21 protein-coding genes are annotated in these 24,434 nt (G+C 72.0%); 13 read left to right on the top strand and 8 right to left on the bottom strand.

Going from position 1 to position 24,434, the window contains the following annotated elements:
- Positions 1-100 precede the first annotated feature (100 nt).
- Positions 101-2,527: an excinuclease ABC subunit UvrA gene (locus ITJ60_RS15705; RefSeq protein ID WP_194648595.1), complete on the top strand. Its 2,427-nt coding sequence runs from the start codon at positions 101-103 to the stop codon at positions 2,525-2,527.
- 449 nt (positions 2,528-2,976) lie between these two features.
- Here the strand turns inward: ITJ60_RS15705 and ITJ60_RS15700 are convergent, their stop codons facing one another.
- The 4 genes from ITJ60_RS15700 to ITJ60_RS15685 form a co-directional block, all read right to left on the bottom strand.
- Positions 2,977-6,078, bottom strand: a complete 3,102-nt coding sequence (locus ITJ60_RS15700; protein ID WP_194648594.1) for a choice-of-anchor G family protein — start codon at positions 6,076-6,078, stop codon at positions 2,977-2,979.
- Positions 6,079-6,251: 173 nt separating this feature from the next.
- Positions 6,252-8,237, bottom strand: a complete 1,986-nt coding sequence (locus tag ITJ60_RS15695) for a potassium transporter Kup (protein WP_194648593.1) — start codon at positions 8,235-8,237, stop codon at positions 6,252-6,254.
- Between the two features lie 321 nt (positions 8,238-8,558).
- Complete coding sequence (gene mtnN / locus ITJ60_RS15690) at positions 8,559-9,269, bottom strand: 5'-methylthioadenosine/S-adenosylhomocysteine nucleosidase (protein ID WP_194648592.1); 711 nt, start codon at positions 9,267-9,269, stop codon at positions 8,559-8,561.
- Positions 9,270-9,360: 91 nt separating this feature from the next.
- Positions 9,361-10,260: a serine hydrolase domain-containing protein gene (locus tag ITJ60_RS15685; protein WP_194648591.1), complete on the bottom strand. Its 900-nt coding sequence runs from the start codon at positions 10,258-10,260 to the stop codon at positions 9,361-9,363.
- A 57-nt stretch (positions 10,261-10,317) separates the two neighbouring features.
- Here ITJ60_RS15685 and ITJ60_RS15680 point away from each other — a divergent pair, with 57 nt between their 5' ends.
- The 3 genes from ITJ60_RS15680 to ITJ60_RS15670 all read left to right on the top strand — a co-directional run bounded on the left by ITJ60_RS15680 (position 10,318) and on the right by ITJ60_RS15670 (position 13,498).
- Positions 10,318-11,418 (top strand): VanZ family protein, encoded by a 1,101-nt coding sequence (locus ITJ60_RS15680; RefSeq protein WP_194648590.1) that lies wholly within the window; start codon positions 10,318-10,320, stop codon positions 11,416-11,418.
- Positions 11,419-11,684: 266 nt separating this feature from the next.
- Complete coding sequence (locus ITJ60_RS15675; protein WP_194648589.1) at positions 11,685-12,701, top strand: zinc-dependent alcohol dehydrogenase; 1,017 nt, start codon at positions 11,685-11,687, stop codon at positions 12,699-12,701.
- Positions 12,701-13,498, top strand: coding sequence for a hypothetical protein (locus ITJ60_RS15670; protein WP_123671893.1), 798 nt, complete (start codon positions 12,701-12,703; stop codon positions 13,496-13,498). The genes ITJ60_RS15675 and ITJ60_RS15670 overlap by 1 nt, the downstream gene beginning before the upstream one ends.
- Here the strand turns inward: ITJ60_RS15670 and ITJ60_RS15665 are convergent.
- The gene (locus tag ITJ60_RS15665; protein ID WP_123340229.1) at positions 13,391-14,053 is read right to left on the bottom strand and encodes a response regulator transcription factor; all 663 of its coding nucleotides are present in this window, start codon (positions 14,051-14,053) and stop codon (positions 13,391-13,393) included. The genes ITJ60_RS15670 and ITJ60_RS15665 overlap by 108 nt on opposite strands.
- The gene (locus ITJ60_RS15660; protein WP_194648588.1) at positions 14,050-15,228 is read right to left on the bottom strand and encodes a sensor histidine kinase; all 1,179 of its coding nucleotides are present in this window, start codon (positions 15,226-15,228) and stop codon (positions 14,050-14,052) included. Before ITJ60_RS15660 ends, ITJ60_RS15665 begins: the two co-directional genes overlap by 4 nt.
- 146 nt (positions 15,229-15,374) lie before the next feature.
- Between ITJ60_RS15660 and ITJ60_RS15655 the strand changes: the two genes are divergently transcribed.
- From ITJ60_RS15655 to ITJ60_RS15645, 4 genes are all read left to right on the top strand, one after another.
- Positions 15,375-15,932 carry a hypothetical protein gene (locus ITJ60_RS15655; RefSeq protein WP_123671895.1) on the top strand — a complete coding sequence of 186 codons (558 nt, stop codon included), beginning with the start codon at positions 15,375-15,377 and terminating at the stop codon, positions 15,930-15,932.
- Between the two features lie 16 nt (positions 15,933-15,948).
- Positions 15,949-16,473, top strand: a complete 525-nt coding sequence (locus tag ITJ60_RS19005) for a hypothetical protein (RefSeq protein ID WP_228510436.1) — start codon at positions 15,949-15,951, stop codon at positions 16,471-16,473.
- Positions 16,474-16,535: 62 nt separating this feature from the next.
- Positions 16,536-17,087 carry a cysteine hydrolase gene (locus ITJ60_RS19000; RefSeq protein WP_323749197.1) on the top strand — a complete coding sequence of 184 codons (552 nt, stop codon included), beginning with the start codon at positions 16,536-16,538 and terminating at the stop codon, positions 17,085-17,087.
- 136 nt (positions 17,088-17,223) lie between these two features.
- On the top strand, positions 17,224-18,054 hold the full coding sequence (locus ITJ60_RS15645; RefSeq protein WP_194648586.1) for an SDR family NAD(P)-dependent oxidoreductase: 831 nt from the start codon (positions 17,224-17,226) through the stop codon (positions 18,052-18,054).
- Positions 18,055-18,086: 32 nt separating this feature from the next.
- On the opposite strand, the gene ITJ60_RS15640 is transcribed toward ITJ60_RS15645, so the two are convergent.
- Positions 18,087-18,704 carry a TetR/AcrR family transcriptional regulator gene (locus ITJ60_RS15640; RefSeq protein ID WP_194648585.1) on the bottom strand — a complete coding sequence of 206 codons (618 nt, stop codon included), beginning with the start codon at positions 18,702-18,704 and terminating at the stop codon, positions 18,087-18,089.
- 132 nt (positions 18,705-18,836) lie between these two features.
- Between ITJ60_RS15640 and ITJ60_RS15635 the strand changes: the two genes are divergently transcribed.
- The 4 genes from ITJ60_RS15635 to ITJ60_RS15620 all read left to right on the top strand — a co-directional run bounded on the left by ITJ60_RS15635 (position 18,837) and on the right by ITJ60_RS15620 (position 22,477).
- Entirely contained in the window at positions 18,837-19,772 is a 936-nt protein-coding gene (locus ITJ60_RS15635; RefSeq protein ID WP_194648584.1) for an alpha/beta hydrolase family protein, read from the top strand.
- Complete coding sequence (locus ITJ60_RS15630; protein ID WP_194648583.1) at positions 19,769-20,746, top strand: SDR family NAD(P)-dependent oxidoreductase; 978 nt, start codon at positions 19,769-19,771, stop codon at positions 20,744-20,746. Before ITJ60_RS15635 ends, ITJ60_RS15630 begins: the two co-directional genes overlap by 4 nt.
- Positions 20,747-20,777: 31 nt before the next feature.
- Positions 20,778-21,647, top strand: a complete 870-nt coding sequence (locus ITJ60_RS15625; protein ID WP_194648582.1) for a PrsW family glutamic-type intramembrane protease — start codon at positions 20,778-20,780, stop codon at positions 21,645-21,647.
- Between the two features lie 77 nt (positions 21,648-21,724).
- Positions 21,725-22,477, top strand: coding sequence for a CPBP family intramembrane glutamic endopeptidase (locus ITJ60_RS15620; RefSeq protein WP_228510434.1), 753 nt, complete (start codon positions 21,725-21,727; stop codon positions 22,475-22,477).
- A 40-nt stretch (positions 22,478-22,517) separates the two neighbouring features.
- Here the strand turns inward: ITJ60_RS15620 and ITJ60_RS15615 are convergent, their stop codons facing one another.
- Positions 22,518-23,357: a helix-turn-helix domain-containing protein gene (locus tag ITJ60_RS15615; RefSeq protein ID WP_173171075.1), complete on the bottom strand. Its 840-nt coding sequence runs from the start codon at positions 23,355-23,357 to the stop codon at positions 22,518-22,520.
- 105 nt (positions 23,358-23,462) lie between these two features.
- Between ITJ60_RS15615 and ITJ60_RS15610 the strand changes: the two genes are divergently transcribed.
- Positions 23,463-24,410, top strand: coding sequence for a quinone oxidoreductase family protein (locus tag ITJ60_RS15610; protein ID WP_194648580.1), 948 nt, complete (start codon positions 23,463-23,465; stop codon positions 24,408-24,410).
- The last annotated feature ends 24 nt before the right edge of the window (positions 24,411-24,434 follow it).

The raw sequence follows: 24,434 nt of genomic DNA, 5'->3' as shown, positions 1-24,434 counted from the left end.
CCCGCACCACACGCACCACCGCACCACACGTGAAGGGCCGCCCCGGGCAACCGGGACGGCCCTTCACCACGTTCAGCAGCACCCGCCTACCATCGAGCAGATGCCCGCTCCCCGCTCGACCGTGACCGACGACCAACCGGGGCCCGACGACTTCATCCGCGTCCGCGGCGCCCGTGAGCACAACCTGCAGGACGTCGACGTGGACATCCCGCGCAACCGCATCGTCGCCTTCACCGGCGTCTCCGGCTCCGGCAAGTCCTCGCTCGCGTTCGGCACGGTGTTCGCCGAGGCACAGCGCCGCTTCCTCGAGTCCGTCGCTCCCTACGCCCGACGGCTCATCGCGCAGGGCTCGACGCCGCACGTCGACTCGATCACCGGGTTGCCGCCAGCCGTGGCCCTGCAGCAGCGCCGCGGTGCTCCGAGCAGCCGTTCGACCGTCGGCACGCTGACGACCCTGTCGAACTCGATGCGCATGCTGTTCTCCCGCGCCGGCACCTACCCGTCCGGGGCCGACCGGCTCGAGTCCGACTCGTTCTCGCCGAACACCGTGGCCGGGGCCTGCCCGCGGTGCCACGGACTCGGCATCGCCCACGAGGTCACCGAGGCCTCGGCCGTGCACGACCCGTCGTTGAGCATCCGCGACGGCGCGATCACGGCGTGGCCCGGGGCGTGGCAGGGCAAGAACCTGCGCGACGTCACGGCGGTGCTCGGTTACGACATCGACGTGCCGTGGCGTGAGCTCTCCCGACAGGACCGCGACTGGTTGCTGTTCACCGAGGAGCAGCCGGTGGTCCAGGTCCACCCCAAGCGCGACCGCGTCGCGAAGCCGTACAAGGGGCGGTTCTGGAGCGCACGCCAGTTCGTGATGCACACCCTCGCCGACTCGCAGAGCGAGACGCAGCGGACCAAGGTGCTGCAGTTCGTCGAGTCGGGTCCGTGCGGCCTCTGCGGCGGCACCGGCCTGACCCGGGCCGCGCTCGCGGTGACGGTCGGCGGCCACTCGATCGCCGACCTGAACGGCCTGCCGCTCACGGCGCTGGCCGACGTCCTGCGCCCGATCGCCACCATCACGGACGCCGGCGCTGCCACCGCACGCGCCTCGTCCGGCGAGCACACCGAGGTCGCGGTCGCGATCTCACGAGACCTGCTCACCCGGGTCGAGGTGCTCGTCGGCCTGGGCCTCGGGTACCTCGCGCTCGACCGGGCCACCCCGACGCTCTCCCCCGGCGAGACGCAGCGCCTGCGCATCGCGACACAACTGCGCTCCGGCCTGTTCGGTGTCGTCTACGTGCTCGACGAACCGAGCGCCGGCCTGCACCCGGCCGACGCCGAGTCCCTGGTCGAGGTCCTCGACGACCTGCGCGCCGGCGGCAACAGCGTCTTCGTCGTCGAGCACGACATGAGCATCGTGCGGCGGGCCGACTGGATCGTCGACGTCGGCCCGGGTGCCGGGTCCGGCGGGGGCACCGTCCTGTACAGCGGCCCCGTCGACGGCCTCGCCGACGTCGAGGCATCGGTCACCCGACGGTTCCTGCACCCGCGTGACCGTGCCGACGGTGAGCGCACCGTCCGGACCCCCGTCGGGACCCTCGAACTGCGCGACCTCACCCTGCACAACCTGCAGGACCTGGACGTCGACCTGCCGCTCGGGGTGCTCACCGCGGTCACGGGCGTCAGCGGCTCCGGCAAGTCGTCGCTCGTCGGCGGGGTCCTGCCCGGCGTCGCGACGTCGCACCCGCTCGTCGACCGCGTCGTGCAGGTCGACCAGAAGCCGATCGGCCGGACCCCGCGTTCGAACCTCGCCACCTACACCGGGCTCTTCGACGCCGTGCGTGCCGCGTTCGCCGCGACCGACGACGCGAAGGCCCGCGGCTGGACCGCCAGCCGCTTCTCGTTCAACGTGGCCGGCGGCCGGTGCGAGGTGTGCCAGGGCGAGGGCTCGGTGTCCGTCGAGCTCCTGTTCCTGCCGGGCAGCTGGGCGCCCTGCCCGGAGTGCCACGGTGCGCGCTACAACGACGAGACGCTCGAGGTGCAGTGGGACGGGGCGTCGATCGCCGACGTCCTGGGCATGACCGTCGACCAGGCCGCGCCCTTCCTGGCGTCGCTGCCGGCCGCTGCCCGCGGGCTCGAGGCCCTGCGCCAGGTCGGCCTCGGCTACCTGCGGCTCGGACAGCCCGCACCGGAACTGTCCGGCGGCGAGGCCCAGCGCATCAAGCTCGCGACCGAACTGCAACGCGCGCGCACCGGGCACACGCTCTACCTGCTCGACGAACCGACGACGGGCCTGCACCCCGCCGACGTCGAGCTGCTGACCGCACAGCTCGCGCGCCTCACCGACGCCGGCAACACCGTCGTCGTGGTCGAGCACGCCATGGACGTCGTCGCGAGTGCGGACCACGTCATCGACATGGGGCCCTCCGGCGGCGAGGACGGCGGCCGCGTCGTCGCCACCGGCACCCCCGCCGAGGTCGCGGCGTCCGCCGAGAGCCGGACCGCACCGTACCTGCGGGAGCAGCTCGGGCACTGATCGCGCCCACTTGCGGACGGGAGGCCCGTGACGGGCTGGCACCGCGCCTCCCGTCCGCACCGTGCGGACCACGACACCCCGTGCCCGCTTCCACGCACCGTGCAGCACAGCAGACGCGCACCACGCAGCCAACACCGCACCAGCCGACGAAACCCGCACCGTGCTCAGCCCGCGTACGCACCTGCGGACGGGAGGCCCGTGGCGGGCTGGCACCGCGCCTCCCGTCCGCACCGTGCGGACCACGCCACCCCGTGCCCGCTTCCACGCACCGTGCGGCGCAGCAGACACGCACCACGCAGCCAACACCGCACCAGCCGACGAAACCCGCACCGTGCCCAGCCCGCGCCGCGGCGGGCCCGCCCCCGCACCAGCCGACGAAACCCGCACCGTGCACGCACGCAGCAGCGCCCGCCGGGACGGATCCCGACGGGCGCTGCTGGTGGTGCGGACTAGGCCCGACGGAAGCGGCGGGCGATGGTGAGTCCGACGCCCGCGAGCATCAGCAGGATCGCGAAGGCGATCACCGGGGCCGGGTCGCTGCCCGTGTAGGCGAGCGTCCCGTTCGGGCCGGTCCCACCGGCGCCACCGGTGCCGGCGGTTGCCAGGCGGACGGTGAACGTCACCGGGTCGGACGCCGCCGAGGTGCCGTCTGCGCCGGTCTGGGTGGCGGTGATGGTCACCGTTCCCGGGCCGAAGCCGACGATCGGGGTGCACTTCCAGGTACCGTCTGCCGCGACGACCGCGGTGCAGACGATGACCGTGCCGTCGGTGACCGTGACGGTCGCGCCGGGCTGACCGGTACCGGTGATCGGCGGGTTGGGCGTCGTGACGGTGCCGCCGTCCGTCGGCGAGGTGATCACCGGCGGCGGGGTCGTCGTGGTCGACGCGGGGTTGTAGGTGTAGACCAGCGGGTCGGACGTGCCACCCGGGGTCGTCACCGTGACCTCGACGTCACCGGCAGCGTGCGCCGGGGTCGTGAAGGTGAGCGTCGTGCCGTCCGCCGACACGCTGTCCGGCGTGATCGGGTCGGAGCCGTCCACCGAGACCGTGGAGTCGTCGGTGAAGCCGGTGCCCGTGACGGTCACGACCGTGCCGCCCGCAGCCGGACCGTTGTCGGGGTCCAGCGCGGAGATCGTCGGGACCGCGGCCGGAGCCGGGTTGTACGTGTACGGCAGCGGCGCCGAGGTGCCGGAGCCGTTGGTGACGGTCACGGGGACCGCACCGGCGGTGTGCGCCGGCGTCGTGAACGTCAGCTCGGTGCCGTCGTCCGACACACTGTCCGGCGTGATCGGGTCGGAACCGTCCACCGAGACCGTCGAGTCGTCGGTGAAGCCCGTGCCGGAGATCGTGACGACCGTGCCACCGGTGACCGGACCGTTGTCGGGGTCCAGCGCCGTCAGCGTCGGGGCCCCGGCGGGTGCCGGGTTGTAGGTGTACGTCAGCGGGTCCGAGGTCCCGGCGTCGGTCGTGACCGTCACGTCGACGGGACCGGCGACGTGCGCCGGGGTCGTGAACGTCAGCTCGGTGCCGTCGTCGGAGACCGACTCCGGGTCGATCGGGTCGGACCCGTCGACCGAGACGGTCGCGTCGTCGGTGAACCCGGTGCCCGTGACGGTGACGAGCGTGCCGCCGCCGACCGGCCCGTTGTCGGGGTCGAGCGTCGTGAGCGTCGGCACCGCTGCGGGTGCCGGGTTGTACGTGTAGTCGAGCGGGTCCGAGGTGCCGGCAGGCGTGGTGACCGTGACGTCGACCGTCCCGGCGTCGTGCGCCGGCGTCGTGAAGGTCAGCTCGGTGCCGTCGTCCGAGACGGAATCCGCCGCGATCGGGTCGGAACCGTCGACCGACACCGTGGCGTCGTCCGTGAAGCCCGTCCCCGTGACGGTGACGACCGTGCCACCGGCGACCGGACCGTTGTCCGGGTCGAGCGTCGTGATCGTCGGAACCACGGCCGCGTCGTCGGTGTAGGTGAAGTCGAGCGGGTCGGATTCACCGGCGGGCGTCGTGACGGTGACGTCGACCGTGCCGACGACGTGCGCCGGCGTCGTGAACGTCAGCTCGGTGCCGTCGTCCGAGACGGAGTCCGCCGCGATCGGGTCGGAACCGTCGACCGACACCGTGGCGTCGTCCGTGAAGCCCGTCCCCGTGACGGTGACGACCGTGCCACCGGCGACCGGACCGTTGTCCGGGTCGAGCGCGGTGATCGTCGGGACCGCGAGCGGACCGGCGTTCGGGCCGACCGCAGCCGAGGCGAGGTTGACGACGGCGGTGCCGGCGGCCGGCACCAGTGCGACGCGCAGGGCACGCTGGGTGAAGACGCCGTCGGCGCTGGTCTCCTGCACGTTTGCCTGGAGCGACACGACGGTCGTCAGGGCGTTGGCGAGGGGCGTGATGACCGTCTCACCGAGGCCGGCCACGACCTGGTTGATCGGGGCGACGACCTGCGCGATGACGGGGTTCACGACGTCGAGGAGCTGACCGATCGGCAGCGGGAGCCCGGCCACCGTGACGGTGAGCCCGCGGAGCGACTGCGTGAGCTGGGTCACGACGCCCTGCAGCGCGGTGGTGACCGCTGGCAGGAGCTGGGTCGTGAGTGCCTCCGTGATGTACGGCAGCAGCTCGGTGTTCGCCGGCAGGTTGTTGATGTCCAGGCCGGCGTTCGTCAGCACTGCGGCGACGTCGACCGTGATCGCACCGGTCTGCAGGTTGGCCGTGATCGAGCCGTCGGCGCTGGTGACGTCGCCGGTGGCCGAGTCGAGCACCGTGACGAGGTCGGGCAGGCCCTGGACCTGGACGAGCGGGCCGAGCGCGTTCAGGGTGTCCTCGACGCCGTCGACCGTCGGCTGGAGCGTGCCGAGGGTGGTGCGGAGACCGGAGACGGTGGTGCCGAGCGCGGGGCTCGTCAGCGACAGGTCGAGTCCGGCGATGCCGTAGTCGCCCGTCTGCGCACCGTCCGGGCCGGCTGCCTGCGCAGCGGTGGCCGAGACGGCGCCGACCTCGAGCTGGGCGTTCGCGAGTGCGCCCGCCAGGTCGGCACCGATGAGACCCGACAGGTCGAGCGTGGCGTTGGACTGCGGGACGCCGTCCTGGCCGCCGACGCCGATCCCGCCGGTGTTCGTCACCGCGCCGGACGCGGCGACGGAGCTGCCGTCGGCGTTGGCGGCGGCGTACTGGTTGACGGCACCGAGGGTGAGGATGCCGTTGTTCCCGAGCAGGTTGAGGCCCCCGCCCAGGTTGACGTTGACCGCGTTGAGCGCGGTGACGTCGAGCGGGTGGACGTCGGTGTCCGTGGCCCCACCGGTGTTGACCGCGTCCGCCGGGGTCACGGTGAGGATGTCGTCGAGGTTCAACCCGAGCGCGGAGCCGCTGAGGAAGCGCCCCTGCCCGGTCGACGCGACGGGCGCTGCCGTCGCGGGGGCGGCGGCGAGGATGCTGCCGCCGGCGCCGAGGAGGGCTGCGGTGACGATCGCGACGCCCTTGCTCCGGCCTGACCATCGGGTGGAAGTGGACGCCCGTGGGTCTTTCTGGGCGCGCTCGAGTACTCCAAGCCTCATGTGGCTTCGCTCCTGATCCTGGTGCTGGTCCGGCAGTTGGTGATGCTGCCTGCAGCTGTGGTGTGGTTCCGATGAGCGTAACCCTGAACGGGTGCACAAGACCATCACCCCCGAACGGGGGCCTGCGCTCTGCGGATGCGGATGCGGATGCAGAACGCCGGTGCACGACGCGGTCAGATCTCGACGTCGCTGCCCATCGTCACGGTGCGCTGCGCGGGGAGACCGAAGCGTGCTGCGGGGTCGGCGGCGTTGTGGGCGAGTCCGACGAAGAGCTTCTTGCGCCAGGCCACCATCCCCCGGTTGCCGGGCATCGGACGGAGGGCTCCGCGGGAGATGAAGTAGGACGCCCGGAGCACTTCCTCCGGGTCGATGTCCAGGACCTCGGCCAGGCAGGCGGCGTGCAGGGCCTTCGGCAGATCCTGGTCGTCCGAGAACCCGAACTTCACCGTGATGTGGTCGATGCCGTCGTCGTCGTAGCCGAGGTCGTCGCGGAAGAACGCCTTCGCGTGCGGGACGTGCGGCACGTTGGCGGTGAGCACCGAGACGATCAGGACGGTCCGGTGCACCACGTGGTTGTGCTCGACGTTGGCCCGGAGCGCCAGCGGCGTGGTCTCCTTGTTCGGGTGCGGGAAGACCGCCACGCCGGGAACCCGCGGGATGTGCTCGTGGTTGATGCGGTCGATGAACTCGGCGAGCGACCCTTCGCGCTCCTTCCGTTCCTCCTGGACGAGCGCCCGACCACGGCGCCACGTCGTCATCACCGTGATCACCGCCAGCGCGATGAGGAGCGGCACCCAACCGCCGTGGATGATCTTCGACAGGTTGCCGGCGAGGAAGGTCAGCTCGAGCCCGCCGAACGCCACCGCCGCGACCACGAGCTTCCAGGTGGCCCACTTCCACAGCGGGCGGACGACGAGCAGGAGCAGGAGCGTGTCGACGACCAGGGCTCCGGTGACGGACACCCCGTACGCGGTGGCCAGGTTCGCTGACGACCGGAACGCGAGCATGATCGCGAGGACGCCGATGAACAGCAGCAGGTTGACCGCGGGCAGGTAGATCTGCCCGCTCTCCCGCCGCGAGGTCTGCCGGATCGTGAGCGGCGGCAGCAGCCCGAGCTGGACGGCCTGACGGGTGAGCGAGAACGCCCCGGAGATGACGGCCTGGCTCGCGATCACCGTCGCGAGCGTCGCCAGCACCACCACCGGCAACCGCAGCGCGTCCGGGAACAGCAGGAAGAACGGGTCCTTCGCGGCCGACGGGTCGCGCAGCACAAGCGACGCCTGCCCGAGGTAGTTGAGGACGAGCGCCGGGAACACCACGAAGAACCAGGCCTTCAGGATCGGCGACCGTCCGAAGTGCCCCATGTCGGCGTAGAGCGCCTCCGCACCGGTGATCACGAGCACCACCGCACCCATCGCCACGAACGTGATGTACGGGTGCGCGAAGGTGAACGAGATCGCCCACGTCGGCGAGAGCCCCTGCAGGACGCCGGGGTGCTCGAGGATGTGCGGGACGCCGGCGGCGGCGATCACGACGAACCAGAGCAGCATCACCGGTCCGAACAGGTTGCCGACCTTTCCGGTGCCGAAGCGCTGCACCGCGAACAGCACGACCAGGATGACCGCGGCGATCGGCACGATCAAGTGCTCGACGGACGGCGCCGCGGTACCGAGCCCCTCGACCGCGGACAGCACCGACACGGCCGGGGTGATCACGGAGTCGCCGTAGAAGAGCGAGACGCCGACGATGCCGATCACCAGGAAGATCACCGCACCACCGCGACGCTTCGCGTAGAGCCGGCGGGCCAGGGCGGCGAGCGCCATCACCCCGCCCTCGCCGTCGTTGTCGGCGCGCATCAGGATCAGCACGTACTTGATCGAGACGATGATCGTGATGCTCCAGAACATCATCGAGATGACGCCGTAGACGTCTTCCTGGTTCGCCTTCACCAGGCCGTCGTCGATCGTGAACACCGTACGCAGGGCGTAGAGCGGACTCGTCCCGATGTCGCCGAACACGACACCGAGTGCGGCGAGCGCCAGGACGGCGACGCCCTTGCGCGGGCCGTGGCCACCGTCGTCGGTGGCCTCGGCCGTGGGGGTGGTCTGGTCCGTCGGCTTCGACGGTTCCGTCGGGGTCTCGGAGCGGGTCTCGGTCACGCTCGGCACTTCCGTCTCCGGCCGTCCGGGCGACGGCCGCCGCTCATCATCGCACCGCGCGCGGGATGCGCTCGCAGGTGGCGCACATGCGTGCGCACCGCTGCTCTCGACGTGCGCAGGGGGCGGACGGGAGGCCCGTGGCGGGCCCGCACCGCGCCTCCCGTCCGACGGTGGGCCCGGCCCACATCCGCGAAAGCGACAGCGTGCCGCGAACAGTTCTCGGAGATCTGTCGCGATGCCGGACCGGACGGTGCCCCGTGCCGCAGGTTTGTCGCTTTCGCGGGCAGCACCGCGGCTCTCGACGTGCGCCGGGGCCGGGTCTCAGGGACGCAGGCCGCGCACCAGGTCGTGGACCACGCGGGCGGCGCGCGCCGCGGCGCCGTCCAGGTGCTCGCGGAACTCGGCACCGTCGGGGGCGCAGAGGTCGCTGATGCAGCGGACCGACACGAACGGCATGTCGTGCACGTGGGCGAACTGGGCGATGGCGGCCGACTCCATGTCGACGGCGGCCACGTCGGGGAAGGCACCGCGGAGCGTCCGGGCGCGCCCCTCGGTGACGAAGACCTCGCTCGAGCCGATCGTCGCCGAGCGCAGCGGCCAGGCGATGTCGGCGGCCATCGCCAGCTCGACCAGTCGGGCGTCCGGGGCGTACCCGGTCGGCATGCCGGGCACCTGGCCGAGGGCGTAGCCGAACGCGGTGGCGTCCGCGTTGAGGTTGACGTACCGATCGCCGACGACGACGTCACCGATCGCGATGCCGTGCCTGAGGCCACCGGCGGTCCCGACGCTGATCACGGGGATGCCTGGTCCGAAGTCGTGGAAGCCGTGTGCCACGGCGGCCGTCGCGTTCGTGAAGCCGATGCCGCTGCGGCGGACGGCCACGGTGGCTCCGCCGATGTCGAGCAGCTGGTGCGGGTCGTGGCCTCCGACGGGGCCGTCGAGGATCGGGACCCCGCCGAACAGGTCGGCGAAGGCGGAGACCTCTTCGCTCATGGCCGCGATGATGATCGCGACGGGCGTCTGTTCCTGCACTGATCGATCCTCGCACGGCGAGGACGCGACGGCTGCCAGCGACGGCTGCCAGCGACCGCCGCCGCCTGCGGCTGCCGGTTACCGCTGCCGGTTACCGCTGCCGGGCGATCTCCTCGGCGACGAACGCGGCCATCGCGTCGGCGCCGAAGTGGTCGTCGGCGGTGATCGTGACCACGGTGTCGCCGTGGGGGTGGTCGTCGAACAGCAGCATCTGCCCGTACGCGCCGTGCAGCCGCCACAGCTGCCCCGGACCGCCCCAGCCGGCCATCGCGTAGCGGTGGTACCCGGGTCCGGTCCCCTCACGCTCGACCCAGTCGGAGTGCATCGCGTCGCACCAGCGGGCGCTGACGATGCGTTCCCCGTCGACCACGCCGCCGTCGCGGATGAGCCGACCGAGGCGCGCGAGTTCCGCGGTCCGGAGCGCCAGTCCTTCACCGGCGGCGACGTACCCGTTCGGGCAGCGCAGCCACTCCACGTCCTCGATGCCGAGCGGATCGAACAGCCGTCGGGACACGAACGACCCGACGTCGCCGACGCGGGTCTCGAGCACGCGCATGGCGGTGTAGGTGCTGACGTTGGCGTACTGGAACACGCGACCCCGCGAGGGCCGCCGCAGGAACTCGGCCGCCAGGTCCGGCCAGTCGGTCAGCTCCGTCGCCGACCAGGGCATGTCGATCCCGCTCGTCATCGTGAGCAGGTGCCGGAGGGTGACCCGGTCGACGCCGTCGCCGAACTCGAACCCGGGCAGCGAAGCGGCGATCGGTTCGTCGACGTCCACCAGGCCCTCGTCGGCGGCGATCCCGGTGGCGAGGACGCAGACGCCCTTCGCCGCGGAGTGGATCTCCTCACGCACGTCGGGCGTCCAGCGGTGCTCGGCGACGTCGTCCGCGGCGCCGTCGCCACCGGTGCGGACGTGCAGCCCGTGGGCGCCGAAGCCGGTCGCGTCCACGTGGCGGACGATCGCGTCGAGGATGCTGGTCGCGGTGGTCACACCCCATCTTCTCGTGCGCCACAGCCCTCGTGCCCGACGGTTCTCTAGGGTCGAGGGATGACCTCCGCCACACCAGCCGTCATCGCGCTGCTCGTCGGGTCCGCGATCGCCATCGCCGGACTGGTGCCGTGGGCCGCGCTGCAGTACCGACGCCGGGGCACCCTCGGCGTCGGCAACGCGGTGCTGGCGTTCGCCACGGTCGTCTACGGGCTCGCCCTCGTCACGTACACGCTCCTGCCCCTGCCCGACACCAGCGAGGTCGCGGCGATCTGTCGCGCCGCCTCCGGACCGCAGCTGACGCCGTTCGCGTTCGTCGGGGACATCGCGAAGGAGGGCGGGCTCTCCGGCCCCCGGTCGCTGCTCGCGAACCCGGCCGCGGCGCAGGTGGTCTTCAACGTCATCCTGTTCGTCCCCCTCGGCATGCTCGTGCGGCACGTGTTCCTGCACGGACGGTTCCTGGCCGGTGTGGTCGTCGGGACCGTCGCCGGGTTCCTGGTGTCGCTGCTCATCGAGTGCACGCAGCTGACGGGCGACTGGTTCCTGTACCCGTGCTCGTACCGGCTGTTCGACGTCGACGACCTGCTCGCGAACACCACGGGGGCGCTCGTCGGCACGCTGGTCTCCCCCGTGCTCTGGGTGCTCGTCCGGCACCGGGGCGAGCCGTCGTCGGACCTGCCCCGCCGGGTGACGATCTGGCGCCGCGGGTTCGGGATGTTCTGCGACCTGCTCGCGATGGTGCTGACCACCGGCGCGCTGGTGTCGATCACGAGCTTGTCATTCGCCCTCGCCGGGCAGGACCTGAACTCCACGCTCGCGCGGGTCCTGCTCGCCACGCTGCCCTTCGTCGCACCGGCGGTCCAGCTGGTGGTGGTGCTCGCGTCCGGGCGCACGCTCGGCGAGGCGGTCGTCCGGCTCCGACCGGAGCCGCGGCCGACGGCCTGGCAGCGCCTGGTGCGGTGGGCCGCGGGCTCCGGCGGGTGGGCGACGGCCACCGCCGCCGCGGTGCCCTTCACCGGCCTGCTGGCGTTCGCTCTCGCCGTCGCAGCCGTCATCGGGCTGTTCGCCACCCGAGGGCGGCGCGGGTTCGCGAACGTGCTGGCGCGGGTGGACGTGGTGGACGAGCGCATCGAGCCGACAAGAGCAAGTGAGGAGCGGTAGAAGGTCCGTGGCCTTGGTTCTGTTTCGGTCGTAACTGTTACCAACGAGAGCAGGAATGAACGCATGCGCCCCTTCTGGTGGCCCCGAGGGCCATTGACGGCGGCCACGATCCGTCGACCACAGCGGACGGGAGGCACATGGCGGGCCCGCCACGTGCCTCCCGTCCGATGACCCGGCGCTACTGCGATCGCAGTACGTGCGTCGGTCGCCGTCTTGGTCAGATGGTTCCGTCCCGAGCCGCCCGTGCTCGTGCCGTGAGGAGCACCATGCGCACCGTCGTCGTCACCGGCCCCGGATCCGTCGAGATCCGCGACGAGCCCGTCCCCGAGGTCGGCCCCGCCGACGTCCTGATCGCCGTCAAGGCGTGCGGGGTCTGCGGCTCCGACGCCTTCTACGCCGCGCGCGGCGGCATCCCGCCGCGCGAAGGGCACACGCCACTCGGACACGAGGTCGCCGGAGAGGTGGCCGTCGTCGGCGACGCGGTCGAGGGCATCGCCGTCGGCGACCACGTGGTGGTGAACCCGATGGGCGACCCACGCGGGATCATCGGCAACGGCGGCCCCACGGGCGGGCTCTCCGAGTTCCTGCTCGTCGAGCAGGCCGTGCTCGGCACCAGCGTCGCCTTGGTCCCGAAGGACCTGCCCTGGCAGGTGGCCGCGCTCAACGAGCCGATGGCGGTCGCCCTGCACGCCGTGAACCGGACCGCGCCGCAACCGGGCGACACGGTCGTCGTGTTCGGTGCCGGCCCGATCGGGCTGGGCGCCGTGATCAGCTACAAGGCGCTCGGCGTCGGGCACGTGGTCGTCGTCGACGTGATCGCCTCGCGGCTCGAGAAGGCCCTGCTCGTCGGGGCCGATGCGGTCGTGAACTCGGCGGAGGAACCGCTCGACGAGCGCCTGATCGCCCTGCACGGCGAAGCACGAGACGGCGTCGGGCACGGTGGCAAGGCCGGCACCGACGTCTGGCTCGACGCCGCCGGGGTCCCCGCCACCGTGCAGACGGCGTTGCGACTGGCGAAGCACCGCGCGACGATCGGCGTCGTGGCCGTGCACAAGCGGCCCGTGGAGGTCGACTTCGGTGACCTGCTGGCCGTCGAGCCGACGATCGTGACCGCGATGGGGTACCCGACCGAGGTCTTCGACGTCACCGAGCACATCATCGCGAACCCCGAGGCGTACGCGCAGATCGTCAGCGACGTCTTCCCGGCGAGCGACGTGCTCGAGGCCCTCCGGGTGGCGGCGACCCCGGGCGCGGCCGACAAGGTCGTCGTCACGTTCGACTGATGCCCCTGACGAGGAAGGTCGCCGTGCAGTACGCCGTCACGGTGTGGCGGGACCGGCCGCGGCGCGGGCTCGTGCTCGCCGTGCTGTCGGTGCCGAGCAGCCTCGTGATGGCGGGGTGGAAGGTCGTCCTGTTCTGGGCGGCTCCCTCGTTGTTCCTCGCCGCGACCGTGGTCTTCACGCTCGGGGTCGCGGCCGCGAAGGTCTGGGCCGTCCGTCGGCACCGACTGTCGTTCGCGTTCGACGCGGCGAACGGCGACCGGATGCGGTTCCGGCAGGCCGGACACCGGTGGATCGGGGGTGCGGTGACCGCGATGTCGATCGTGTTCGTCGGGTGCAGCGTGCCGATGCTCGTCGGGCGGGCGCACCCCGTGCACTACGACAAGTGGGTGGCGATCGTCATCGCGGCGGCGACGTTCGCGGAGCTGGGGATCGGGGTCTGGGGTGCGGTGACCGCACGCAAGGACGGGGAACCACTCGTCGAGGCGACGAAGCTCGTGAACGTCGCCGCCGCGGTGATCCTGCTCGTGCTGACCCAGTCGGCCCTGCTCTCGTTCGCGGGCAGCGCTGAGGACGCTGCTGCGTCCACGGGTGCGAGCGGGGTGTTCCTCGGCGGTGTGGCTGCGGTGATCGGGCTCGCGATGGCGCTGCGACGGTTCCCGGAAGCGCCGGCGCCTGGGCCGGCGCCGACCTCAGTCGACCAGGCCGGCCTGGAACGCGAACGCCACGAGCTGGGCCCGGTCGCGGGCGTCGACCTTCGCCATGGCCCGGTTCACGTGGGTCTTGACCGTGAGTGGTGAGAGGAAGAGCTCGGCGCTGATGGCGTCGATGCCCCGGCCTCGGCTGACCATCACCACGACGTCGCGCTCGCGAGCGGTGAGGGCCTCGAAGCGCCGGGTCATCTCCGGGTCGACGGAGGACGCGGGGGTGCGGGCGACCTGTCCGATGAGCGCCGCTGCGGCCGCCGCGGACAGCGCCCCTCTGCCCGCTGCCACCTCCTCGATCGCGGCGACGAGTTCTGCGGGTCCCGCGGCCTTGCTGAGGAACCCGTTCGCCCCGGCACGCAGCGCCGCGAAGACGAGTTCGTCCTGGTCGAAGGTCGTCAGCATGACGATGCGCACCTGCTCGGCGGTGCGTTCCGCGCGGATCCGTCGGGTCGCCTCGACCCCGTCGATGCCCGGCATCCGGATGTCCATCATGACGACGTCCGCCGGGACCGACAGCGCCGTCTGCACCGCGGCGAGCCCGTCTGCGGCCTCGCCGACGACCTCGATGCCGTCCTGCCGGTCGAGGATCGCACGGAGCCCCAGTCGGATCATGTCCTGGTCGTCGACCAGGATCACTCGTGTGGTCATCGTGCTCCGTTCGCGGTGGGCAGGTGGACGCGGACGACGAACAGCACGCCGTCCGCCGCGGCCTGGACGGACCCCTCCACGGCGGCGACGCGTTCGCGCATGCCGACCAGGCCGAGCCCGCCGGTCCGGCCTGCGACGAGGTCGCTCGCCGGGGTCCGCCGGCGGGGGTTGCGGACCTCGAGGACCAGGTCGTCACCGGCACGGGCGAGGGTGACGGTCGTCCGGCCCTCGCCGTGCCGGTGGGCGTTGGTGAGCGACTCCTGCAACACCCGGTAGACCGTCACACCGATCGGCGCGGAGACCGGGCCGAGGTCGTCCAGTCGGGCATCGACGTCGAGGCCGATCCGTTCGTACGACGCGATGAGTCCGGGGAGCTGCTCGATGCCGGGGGCTGGTGCCGTCGGGTCGTCGAGGTCGGCATCGCTGCCCGACGCCGAACGGAGCACCGTCAGGACGTGCTGCGTCTCCGTGAGGACGTTCCGCACGCCATCGCGGGCGGCGTCCAGCGCGCGCCGGGCCTCGTCGGCCCCGGTGGGCAGGGTGACCTCGGCGACCCCGAGCTGCATGCTGACCACCGCGATCTCGTGCCCGATGACGTCGTGCAGGTCCCGCGCGATCCGGACGCGTTCCTCGGCCACGCGGCGTTCGGCCTCGAGTTCCCGCGTGGCGACGGCATCGGCGGCGCGCTGTTCCAACGACGCCCGGTACTGGTGCTGCACCCGCAGCCCCGAGCCGATGGCCGCCGCGGCGACGACGGAGATGAGGGCGCCGAGGGCGGTCGGCGCCGCACCGCCCTCTCCCGGCGCGAGGAGCGTGCCGATGACCACACCGGGAGCGACGATCGCCGCGGCGCGGACCGGGTGCCCTTCCCGCGAGGACACCGCGAACAGCAGCAGCACGGCGCAGCTCCAGGTCACGATCGGCGACCAACCAGACAGTCCTCCGAGCACCGGCGCGATCGTGGCGAGGCAGAGCGCCGCCCACGGTGTCCACGGCGCCATGACGACGGCGAGCACGGTCGCGGCGACCGCGATGCCGGGCCCCGGTCCGGCGTCGGCCGCGATCACCCGACCAGACTCGATCGCGCACGCGAGCAGGACGACGGCGGCCGTGCCGCGGAACACCCAGCGGTCGTCCGGACGCCACGAACCCCAGATCGCCCGCAGTCGCCGCATGCACTCATCCTGTCGTGCGGGTCAACGGCCCGGCTACTGCGAACGCAGTAGTCGGGGGTACCACCGATCGGGGATCTGCCCGCGGCCCGTCCCCGGGACGATCGACACCAGGCCGGAACGATCCGGCACCGACCGGAGGTACCGCCATGACGCTGACCACGACGAACACCACCCCCATGACCTACGACTACTGCACGGTCGAGGTCCCACGGGGCAAGGACGCCCTGTACGCGGACACCTACCGCAACTTCGGCTGGACGCCCGACGGCTCGGACCGAACGGTCGGACCGACCCGCCGGCGCACCCTCGGCCTCCGCCGCGACCGTGCCGTCCGCTCCGTCGAACTGACCGAGCTCCAGCAGAACGCCGAGACCGCCCTGGCCACGATCGACGCCCTCGAACGGTCCCGCACGACCGCGGCGTCGGTGGTCGCGTACGCCCTCGGCGCGATCGGCAGCGTCCTGCTGGCCGCTTCGGTGTTCGCGATGCAGGACACCGTGGCCGTCCCCGACCTGCTCGGCGGGCTCGACCCGGTGACGGTGTTCCTCGTCGGAGCCGGCGGCCTGGTCAACTGGGCGATCGCTCCCGTGGCCTTCCAGCTCGTCCGCGCGGCGCGCACCAAGCGGATCCGTCCGGCCGTCGACCGCCAGTTCGACGTCGTCTACGGCGCGTGCGAGGCGGCCAGTCGCCGCCGGACCGCCTGAGCGCGGCCCGCGCCCGATGACGAACACCACCGCCCGGGCCGGCGCTGTCCTGCACGCGCCGGCCCCCCGCCACCTGGAGACCCGGGTGCTGTACGCACCGACCGCGTTCGTGCCGCTCCACCGGCACACGCTGGAGCAGTTCGGATGGACGGTGACCGTGCAGGGCGGACGGCTCGGCACGACGTCCCTGCTGCTCCAGCGTCTGCGCACCCGCCCCGACCCGGCACGACCGCTCCTCGAGCGTCGTGCCGAGCGTGCACTTACCCGGATCGCCGCCCTCGAGCAGCAGCCCGCACGGCTCGCCGGTGTCGTCGACATCGCCGGTTCCGCGGTCGCCGTGCTGGCGGTCGCGCTCGGCGGTCTGCTCGCCCTCGGCGGGGACCCGACGCTCGTGCCGGTCCTCGTCGGTGCCGGCGTGTGGATCGCCGCCGTGGCCGCAGCGCCCGGCATCCGGTCGTGGCGCACCGAGCGGAACCAGACCGCACTCAGCCGCGAGTACGCCGCGATCGACGCGTGCACGCACCCACCGACCGGCCGGTGACCGCGACCGGGATACCGCAGACGCAGTACGCACCGCGCCCGGCGATCGAGCACCCTGGACCGGTGACCCGCACCCGCACCGAACACACCGCCCTGATCGTCGTCGACCTGCAGGCCGGGACCGCGCCGTACCAGCGCACCCACCCCGTCGAGACCGTCGTGGCCAACGTCGAGACCCTCGCCCGCGCCACCCGTGGCGGCGGCGGCACGGTGGTGTTCATCCGCCACGACCCTGCCGCGACCCCGGCAGGCGCCACCCAGTACGGCGGCGGCCCCCGCCCGGCTCCGGTCGCCTACGGCTCCCTGCTGCTCGAACGGGCCGACGCCGACGGCAACCTGACCCGCGGCGGGTGGAGCGCCTTCGCCGGCACCGGCCTCGACGAGCGGCTGCGCGCCGACGGCGTCACCGAGGTGGTCGTGGTCGGCCAGGCGACGGCCTTCGGCGTCGAGTCCACGGCTCGGGCCGCGTACGACCTGGGCTACGACGTCGTCCTCGTCGAGGACGCCACCAACGACCCGGACCCGGACGCCCACGCCGCCCGGTTCCGGTCGGTGTTCCCCGCCCTCGGCGTCGTCGTGCAGACAGCCGACCTGGCGGGGCCGGGCGCGGCCTGAGCGGCAACCGGGCGGCGGACGGGAGGCCCGTGGCGCGCCCGCCACGTGCCTCGCGTCCGTCACGTGCACCGTTCAGGGCCGACCCTGTAGGACGGACGGAGCCGAGCGCACGCTCGCCCCGACCCGAGGAGCACCCATGGCCGCGAAGACCATCGTCATCACCGGCGCCAGCGACGGCATCGGCGTCGCCGCTGCGCGGGAGCTCGTCCGCCGCGGGAACGAGGTCGTGGTGGTCGGTCGCAACCCCGCGAAGACCGAGCGGGTCGCCCGCGACCTCGGCGTCGACCACTTCGTGGCCGACTTCTCGGACCTGTCCGCCGTCCGGGGGCTCGCCGACGACCTGCTCGAACGCTGCCCCCGGATCGACGTGCTGGCCAACAACGCCGGCGGCATCTTCAGCGCGGGCCGCCAGGTCACCGTCGACGGTCACGAGCTGACGTTCCAGGTCAACTACCTGGCGCCGTTCCTGCTCACGGAGCTGCTGATGGACCGGCTCGTCGCGTCCGGCGGAACGGTCATCAACACCTCGAGCGTCGCGAACAAGCTCTTCGGCCGCGTCGACATCGACGACCTCGACGCCGAGCGGCACTTCCGGGCCACCAAGGCCTACGGCGACTCGAAGCTCGAACAGATCCTGTTCACCAAGGAACTCGACCGCCGGTACCGCGACCGAGGTGTGACGTCGACGGCGTTCCACCCCGGCACGATCAGCACCGGGTTCTCGAACGACAAGACCTCGCCGATGTACCTCGTGTACCACACGCCCCTGCGCCACGTGTTCCTGACGACCCCGGAGAAGGGTGCCGACACACTCGTGTACCTGGCCGACAACACCCCCGGTCGCGACTACCCGACCGGCGAGTACTACGTGAAGCGCAAGGTGGCGGCACCGAACGCGCAGGCCGAGGACGCCGACCTGGCCCGAGAGCTGTGGGACCGGACCGTGGCGATGCTGCACGCGGACTGACCGGGCGCGCTCCGCGATGGGTCGTCGGCGCGCTACGCGTCGGTCTCCGGCGCAGGGGTGACCGGCGGCTGCGCCTGCCGCAGGCCGGTGACCAGCAGCGTCACGATCGTCCGCACGTCGTAGTCCGGGTCCTGGGGGCTCCACGCGACCAGGTCGCCGACGGCGCGGAGCAGCTGGTACGGCGACACCGACGCGACCACCTCGCCCGATGCGCGAGCGGCGTCGAGCATGCCGCCGAGCAGGGGGACGAGCTCGTCGACGAACAGCGTGTGCAGCGCGGTGAAGCCGTCGGCGTCGCCCTCCCACACGCGCGCCAGGCCGTGCTTCGTGCTGAGGAAGTCGACGAACTGGTGCACCCAGCGCAGGATCGCGTCGAACGACGTCGGCGCCGAGTCGAGCAGCACGGGGCCGGCCTCGGCCAGGGCCTCGATCTGGTGCCGGTAGACGGCGACGACCAGGTCCGAGCGGGTCGGGAAGTGCCGGTAGAGCGTACCCACTCCCACGCCGGCGGCGGCGGCGACCTCGCGCACCGGCGCACCGACGCCGGACGCGGCGAAGACACCGGCCGCGGCGTCGAGGATCGTCCGCTCGTTCCGTTCGACGTCGCGGCGACGCCGGGGCGGCGCGGTGTCGTTGGACGGCGTGCTCATCCCCCGATCATCGCACGGTCTGCGCGCGGAACGGAACGACGATCCGTTTCGCTTGCAATCCGGAGCGCTGTTCCGTATCGTTCCGGAACGTCGCTCCGTTTCGAGTGACGACCGCTTCCGGAAGGACCCCCGATGCCAGCAACAGCAACGCTCCCCCAGGTGATCAGCGTGCGCCCCGTCACCCTGCCCGCGCCGTCACGCGGCCACGACCTCGAGGTCCGGATCACCGCCCCGACCACGGGCACCGACCTGCCCGTGATCGTCTTCGCCCACGGCTTCGGGCAGTCGATGACCGGCGGCGACCCGCTCGTCGACCACTGGACCGCCAACGGGTTCGTCGTCGTCCAGCCCACCTTCCTCGACTCGACGGGCTACGGCCTGACGCTCGACGACCCCCGCTACGCGACGATCTGGCAGACCCGTGTCGACGACCTCGAGCGGGTCATCGACGACCTCGACGTCCTCGTCGCCGCCGTCCCCGGCCTCGCCCGACGTGTCGACCAGGCGAGCCTCGCGGTCGCCGGGCACTCGTGGGGCGGCCAGTCCGTCGGCATGCTCCTCGGTGCCCGGGTGATCGGGGCGGACGGACAGCCCGGCGAGGACCGCACCGACCACCGCGTGCGAGCCGGGGTCCTGCTCGCCACCACCGGGTTCGGTGGAGCCGACCTGACGCCGTTCGCGCAGGAGCACTTCCCCTTCATGAGCCCGGACTTCAGCCAGTTGCGCACCCCGTCGCTCGTCGTCGCCGGGGACCACGACCAGTCCCGGCTCTCCACGCGCGGGCCGGACTGGTTCACCGACGTGTACCACCACAGCCCCGGCGCCCGGCACCTGGTGACCGTGCACGGCGGGGAGCACCTGCTCGGTGGCATCCAGGACTACGCGTCCACCGCCACGACCGACGAGAGCCCGGAGCGCGTGGACCTGGTCCGCCGCACCACCACGGCGTTCCTCCGGACCGCGCTCGGGCTCGACGACGACGCGTGGTCCGCGACGGCCAATGCCATCGCCTCTGCCGAAGCCGGCGACGCAGTCGGCCACATCGACTCGAAGGAGGACCACTCGTGATCACCGACCAGCACCCGCTCCCCACCCCCTTCACCGCATCGTCCACCGCCACCGACGTCCTCGACGGTGTCGACCTGACCGGCCGGGACGTCGTCGTCACGGGCGGTCACGGCCGCCTCGGACGCGAGGCCAGCCGCGCCCTCGCAGCCGCCGGCGCCACGGTCACCGTCGCGTCCCGCGACACCGACCGCGCGAGCGCCGCCGTCGCCGGCATACCCGGGGTCCGGGTCGAGCAGCTCGACCTGACCGACCCGGCGTCGATCGACGCCTTCGCCGCACGCTGGACGGCCTCCGGGCGCCCGCTCCACGCCCTGGTCAACAACGCCGCGATGCTCTTCACGCCGGACCGGCGGCTCGACGCCCGCGGCAACGAGCTGTCGTTCTCGACGTCCCACCTCGGGCACTTCCGGCTCACGCGGGCGCTCCTCCCCTCCCTTCTGGAGGCCCGTGGTGCGCGGGTCCTGAACGTCACGTCCGGCGCCGCCCGCTTCGGGCAGATCCGGTGGGACGACCCGGCGTTCGCCAGCGGCTACGACGCCGCTGCGGCCTACGGGCAGGCCAAGCGGGCGAACGTGCTGTTCGCGGTCGAGCTGGACCGCCGGTACGCCGACTGGGGCATCCGGTCGTTCGCCGCGCACCCCGGGGTGGTCATCGGCCCGGGCCCTCACGACGACTCTCGGATCGCCTCGTACCGCGAGCAGGGGCTGGTCGACGACGACGGTTCGACGGTGGTCGACCCCGAACACGGCAAGAAGACGATCGAGCAGGGGGCGGCGACCCTCGTGTTCGGTGCCGCGAGCCCGCTGCTCGACGGCGTCGGCGGGGTCTACCTGAAGGACAGCGACGTCGCGGTGATCGACGACGAGGTCCGGCCGCTCACCGCGGACAGCATCCCGTCGGACGCGAACTCGGCGATGCTCGACGCCGACGACGCCCGGCGGCTGTGGGAGGTCAGTGTGCAGCTGACCGCCTGAGGGCGTCGTGCCCGCTGGTAGCGTCGTTCCCATGACGCGACCCCGAGGGACCGCACCACTCATCGTCGGCCTCGGGGGCGCTGCCGCCGGTGCTCTCCTCGGGTACTGGGGTGGCACCCTGATGCTCTCCGGCGGCCGCGAGGCCACGGTCGGAGACGGCCTGCCGCCGTACTCGCTCGTGGTGGTGGTCATCGCCGCGATCATCGGCATCGGGGTCCCGCTGGTGGCCATCGGCTGGTACTTCCGGCAGAAGGTCTCCCTGGCCGGTCAGCCCCACCGTGTGCAGGCGCTGTGGCTCGGCCTCGTCTGGGGGACCATCGCGATGCTGCTCGCCGGAAGCCTGAACGGCATCGCGAGCCTGCTGCCCGGCGGCCTGATCTGGCCCGGGCTCGTCGAGGAGTTCCTGAAGCTCCTGGTGCCCGTCATCCTGCTGCTGTCCTCGCGCACCTACCGCTCCCCCAGGCTCGGCGCGTGGTTGGTGCTCGTGGCCGCCGCCTGGTTGGGGTTCCTCGAGGGCATCAGCTACATCATCACCTCGCTCGACCCGATCCTCGACGGCGCGGAGGCTCCGTCCGATGCGCCGTTCGTCATGATGATGGACGTCATCGTCCGCATCATCGCCGAGGTCTCGCACCCCCTGATCACCGTCGGCGCAGCGGTCCTGATCTGGCTCGCCGCGAAGACGCTGCCGACGGGCAGGGCGATCGGTGTCGGCGTGCTCGCGTACCTCGGCGCCGCCGCGATCCACGGCCTCAACGACGCCGTGATCGACGGGCCGGTCCGCGACTGGAACGTGCCGGTCAGCATCGTCCTCGAAGCCCTGTACGTCGTCGCGGTCTTCGTGTTCTGGTTCCGGCCGCAGGTGCGGCGGCTGCAGGGCGACGGCTCAGCACACCGATGACCGGTTCGGCCGGTAGCTTCTCTTCTGGTGCAGACGAGATGCACCGCAGGGCGATGCAACGCACGAGGGGACACACCATGGCCACAGAGGCTCGACGCTACGGCAGGGCGATCGAACGGCAGGACGGTCGGGACTTCCCGTTCTACGACGGCGACCCGATCCGGATCCCCGCGTGGCAGTGGGTGACGATCGTCGTCGCGTGCGTGGCCGCCATCACGGTGCTGAGCTTCTACCCGGCGGCGGACAACATCCAGTCGCTCGTGCCACGGTTCCTCTTCACCGCGATCATGCTCGCCGTCCTCATCGCCTTCACGAGACGACACTGGGCGCGCATCTTCCAACGCACCACTGCACGCGACTTCGGCACCATGATCGTGTTCGCGATCCTCAGCCTCATCGTGTCGTTCACGGTCGGGATCATCGTCAAGGCGATCTTCGGCACCAACGCCAACACCGCGGCCGACGGCATCCACGGCGCGGGTGAGATCGTCGCGTTCTACGTCGGGACCGCGATCCAGCTGTTGGGCGAAGAGCTCTTCACGATCCTGCCGTTCCTGGCGGTCATGGCGCTGTGCCACCGCATCGGACTCACCCGCACCCAGGGCATCCTCATCGCCTGGCTCGCGACTGCGATCTGGTTCGGTGCAGCGCACCTGCCGACGTACGGGTGGAACTTCGCGCAGGCGTTGCTGATCATCGGCGTCGCACGTCTGGTCCTCACCCTCGCCTACATCCGCACGAAGAACATCGCGGTCAGCACCGGCGCGCACATCATCAACGACTGGGTGCTCTTCACCGCCGCGATCATCGGGGCGACAGCGAGCGCCTGAACGGCGCTGCGGTCGTCGGCTGACCTGGTCAGCGTCAGCGTCAGCGGTGCGGAGTGCGCTCGGCGAGCTGGCGCAACCGTTCCTCGGACACCGACCCAGGTTCCGCTGTCCACAGCACGATCAGCTGGTCGTGGTCCATCGCCGACGCCAGGATCTCCCAGTCGAGCTCGACCGTACCGACGACCGGGTGACGCAGGGTCTTCCGCCCGGTCCCGCGACCGGCCACGGCGTGGGCAGCCCAGATCTCCCGGAACTCCGGGAAGTCAGTCGACATCCCGTCGACGACCCGGCGGAGCTCGGCGTCGTCGGGGTACCGCGCGCTGTCACCCCGGAGCTGGGCGATGGCGAGTTCGACCACCTCTGACCAGTCGGCGTACAGGGCTCGCATGGCCGGGTCCGCGAACAGCAGGCGGATGAAGGTGCGGTCCGCCGTCGGGATGGCCCCGAAGTCGGTGATGAGCGCGGCACCGAGCCGGTTCCAGCCGATGATCCGCGTCAATCGTCCGAGGACGAACGCAGGCGTCGTCGCGAGGTCGTCCAGCGCGCGTTGCAGCGCCGGTTGCACCGTCTGCACGCGCGGCAGTGGCGGAGCGGCCTCAGCCTTCCCGGTGAGGTCGGTCAAGTACGCCCGGTGCTCGTTCGTCAGACGCATCACGTCGGCGAGGTCTGCCAGGACCGGAGCGGACACCGCGATACGGCCTTGCTCGATGCGCGTGTAGTACTCGACGCTGATCGACGCGGCCTGCGCGACTTCCTCCCGACGGAGGCCCGGCACACGTCGCCTCACGTCCGCAGGGATCCCGAACGCCGCCGGGTCGAGTTCCGCACGCCGAGCACGCAGGAAGTCACCGAGCTCTGCTGCGCGCACGTCGATCGCCACGTCGGGCAGTCTGCCACCGGCCGGAGGGGGGAGGGATCCGTGCCCTCCACAGCGCGGGCGCCGGCTGGCATCGTCGGGGACATCCCCGACCACGAAGGAGCCACCATGAGAGCGTTCGGTCTGACCGAGTACGGAGCACCCGCTGTGCTGCACGAGGTGCAGCTGCCAGAACAGCACGCGGGACCGGGCGAGGTCCGCATCCGGGTCCGCGCCGCTGCCGTGAACCCCGTCGACGCCATCATCCGATCCGGAGGGTTCGCCGGCAACGACCGTGCGATCGCCGAACCCGTCGTCCCCGGCACCGATGTCGCCGGCGTCGTCGACGAGGTCGGCCCGGAGCAACCCGAGGGGTTCGACCTGGTCGTCGGGGACTCCGTCACCGGGTTCGTCGTGCCGGACGGGAGCCACGGTGGCTACTCCGAACGGATCGTCCTCCCGAGCCGCTCGGTGACCCGGATGCCGTCGAACGGCTCGTTCGCCCGAGGGGCGGCGTTCCTGTCGAACGCACTCACTGCGGAGATCACCCTCGAACGCCTCGCCCTGGAGCCCGGCCAGACCCTCGCCGTGACCGGCGCCTCAGGCGCCGTCGGCGGGTACCTGGTGCAACTCGCCGCCGCGCGCGGGATCACCGTGATCGCCGATGCGCGTCCCGTCGACGCAGAGCGCGTCCGCGGCCTCGGCGCGGCGGTCGTCCTCGACCGAGACGCGGACTTCACCGCAGGGGTCCGGGACGCCACGAACGGTCGCGGTGCCGACGCGGTCGCGGACCCAGCGGTCCTGACCGACCAGGTCGTCGACGCTGCTCGCGACGGCGGGCAGGTCGCGTTCTACCTGCCGACCGACGTCGACCCGGGCCGCGGCATCAGCGTGTTCGTGTCCTACGTGATGCGCTCGAACCTCCGACACGATGCCATCGAGCGGCTCGCCCGATCCGTCGAGCGCGGCGAGCTCACGGCCGACGTCGCCGATGTCGTCCCCGCTGCCGACGCTGCCGCCGCCCACGAACGGCTCGAACGGGGCGGTCTGCGCGGCCGGCTCGTCCTCGAATTCTGATCCCTACGATCCCCCGAAGGAACA

Source organism: Curtobacterium sp. VKM Ac-2884, assembly GCF_015350945.1.
Classification (GTDB): domain Bacteria; phylum Actinomycetota; class Actinomycetes; order Actinomycetales; family Microbacteriaceae; genus Curtobacterium.
This window is presented reverse-complemented; position numbering and strand designations above follow the sequence as displayed.